2 protein-coding genes are annotated in these 2,339 nt (G+C 60.1%); one reads left to right on the top strand and one right to left on the bottom strand.

The genetic code is table 11. From position 1 onward, the window contains the following. Positions 1 to 124 precede the first annotated feature (124 nt). A complete protein-coding gene (locus ACRER8_RS05455; protein WP_431745327.1) occupies positions 125 to 1,306 on the top strand; it encodes a CaiB/BaiF CoA transferase family protein in 1,182 nt (393 codons plus the stop codon). A 149-nt stretch (positions 1,307 to 1,455) separates the two neighbouring features. Here the strand turns inward: ACRER8_RS05455 and ACRER8_RS05450 are convergent, their stop codons facing one another. After that, positions 1,456 to 1,950, bottom strand: a complete 495-nt coding sequence (locus ACRER8_RS05450) for a SprT family zinc-dependent metalloprotease (protein ID WP_431745326.1) — start codon at positions 1,948 to 1,950, stop codon at positions 1,456 to 1,458. Positions 1,951 to 2,339: the final 389 nt, after the last annotated feature.

Here is a 2,339-nt window from a genome sequence, read left to right as displayed (position 1 = left end):
TTCGCCAGCAAGCCGGCTCCTACAAGCGTTATGCGCCAGATGCTATGACAGGTTACGCCATTGCCCCTTCGCTGGCTCGCACCTACTCTGACCTTAATCACTCAGCCATCAGGAAGGCCCTCGCATGCAAGGTCCGCTGTCTTCGCTAAAAGTCCTCGATTTCTCCACGCTTCTCCCCGGCCCGTTCGCTTCGTTGTTGCTGGCAGACATGGGGGCTGAGGTGTTGCGTATCGAGTCGCCGACACGACTGGATCTGCTGCGCGTGCTGCCACCCCACGATCACGGCGTCTCGGCCAGTCATGCCTACCTCAATCGCAACAAGCGCAGCTTGGCGCTGGACCTCAAACAGCCACAAGCGGTGGAGGTGATCAAACGCCTGGTCGCCGAGTACGACATCGTCCTGGAGCAGTTTCGGCCGGGCGTGATGGATCGGCTGGGCATCGGTTATGAAACGCTCAAGGCCATCAATCCGCGGCTGATTTATGTCGCAATCACCGGCTACGGTCAGACCGGGCCTTACCGCGAGCGCGCCGGGCACGACATCAACTATCTGGCGCTGGCCGGGCTCGCCAGCCATACCGGCCGCAGGGACAGCGGCCCATTGCCGTTGGGCGTACAAGTGGCGGATGTCGCCGGCGGCTCGCTGCACGGGGTGGTCGGGCTGTTGGCAGCAGTGGTTGCGCGTCAACAGACAGGGCAGGGGCAGTTCGTCGATATCAGCATGACCGACTGCGCCTTCAGCCTGAATACGTTGGCGGGCGCTGGGGCGCTGGCGGCCGGTGTCGAGCCTCAGGCCGAGGGCAACGTGCTCAATGGCGGTAGTTTCTACGACTACTACCGCAGTCGCGATGGTCGCTGGTTTTCGGTGGGTAGTCTGGAACCGGTGTTCATGCGTGCGCTGTGCGAGGCGTTGGCGCGACCGGAGCTGGTCAAGCGCGGCCTGTCCCCGGATTACGCCGATCAGATGGGGCTCAAAAATGAACTGAAGATCGAGTTCGAACGACGCAGTTTCGATGAACTTGAAGCGTTGTTCGGCGGGGTTGATGCCTGCGTCGAGCCGGTGTTGAGTTTCTCTGAAGCCGTCCGGCACCCACAATTGCAGGCGCGACAGGTGGTGACGCAGGTGCCGAGGGAGGATGGCAGCCTTCAGCCGCAGATGGCCTGCCCGGTGAAGTTCTCCGATGGCCTGCCTGCGCCCCGGCATATTGGCGTTGCGGTGGGGGCGCACAGTGAACAGGTGCTGGCGGAAATGGGGTTCACTCTGCCTGAAATTGAGTCAATGCGGGATTCTGGGGTTATTGGCTGAAGGTTACGGCTTAGCTGCTGGCCCGTTCGTGAGCCGCTCGCTCAGACACAATGGACCTACGGTGTTCACTGAGGAGCGGTCACGCGCAAATCTGTGGGAGTGAGCTTGCTCACGAAGAGGTCGGCCGTGGCTATTGAGCGACCAAAGCTTTACTCAACCCTGGTCTCACCGCTGAACACCAATATCTCTCGACACCGACGACACAGGTACCTGCGTCCTTTGCGCACAAGCTTGTGGCGCTGCACCGAGAACGGGAAATCACTTTCCGGGCAGGGGCAGCGGTAGATATAGCGGGTCACGCTGCGGCGCTGGATTTCATAGTTGTGGCAGCGGTTGGGCGGCAATTCGTACACGCCGCGCATGATCAGTTGCCATTCTTCACCGTGGGGCGAGATGGAGTCGCCGAACAGTTGATGGGCCACCAGGTGCGCGACCTCATGGGCCACAGTCTGGCGCAGAAAGTCCTCGCTGTTTTCCCGGTACAGTTGCGGGTTGAAGCGCAGCATGTTTTCGTGCAGATGCGCGACCCCGGCCTTCTGGCCGCGCAACTTGAGGCTGACGACAGGGCGTTTGAAGGGACGTTTGAAAAAATCTTCGGCTTGTTGGTAACAGGATTCGACGCGGGTATTGAGTTGCTCGAGCATGCTTCATCGGTCTCCAGAGGACGCGAGTATGCCGCAAAGCGCGTGGTAGCCGAAAACCCGAGGCGCCGAATGGTCGTTCAGAGCACCCGATGCGTTGGCGTACTCAAAACCTGTGGGAGCGAATTCATTCGTGATTGGCCAGTGCATCCGATGGATCTATCTCGGATGTGAAACCGTCTCGCGAATGAATTCGCTCCCACAGGGGGCGTGTTCCAGCAATAGAAGGGTCAAACCCGTTCAATTGGTGTACTCAGGCCCAACGCCGACTCCCCACAGCACCACCGTAAACGCGATGATCGCGCCGAATGGTCGTTCAGAGCACCCGATGCGTTGGCGTACTCAACCTGTGGGAGCGAATTCATTCGCGATTGGCCAGTGCATCCGATGGA

The organism is Pseudomonas sp. (assembly GCF_050739935.1).
GTDB lineage: Bacteria > Pseudomonadota > Gammaproteobacteria > Pseudomonadales > Pseudomonadaceae > Aquipseudomonas.
Note: the sequence above shows the minus strand (reverse complement) of the source record. Positions and strands in the feature narration are given on the sequence as shown.

Excerpts from the sequence above, each read along its gene's own strand:
- ACRER8_RS05450 (WP_431745326.1), bottom strand. The coding sequence starts at position 1,950 with ATGCTCGAGCAACTCAATACCCGCGTCGAATCCTGTTACCAACAAGCC.
- ACRER8_RS05455 (WP_431745327.1), top strand. The coding sequence starts at position 125 with ATGCAAGGTCCGCTGTCTTCGCTAAAAGTCCTCGATTTCTCCACGCTT.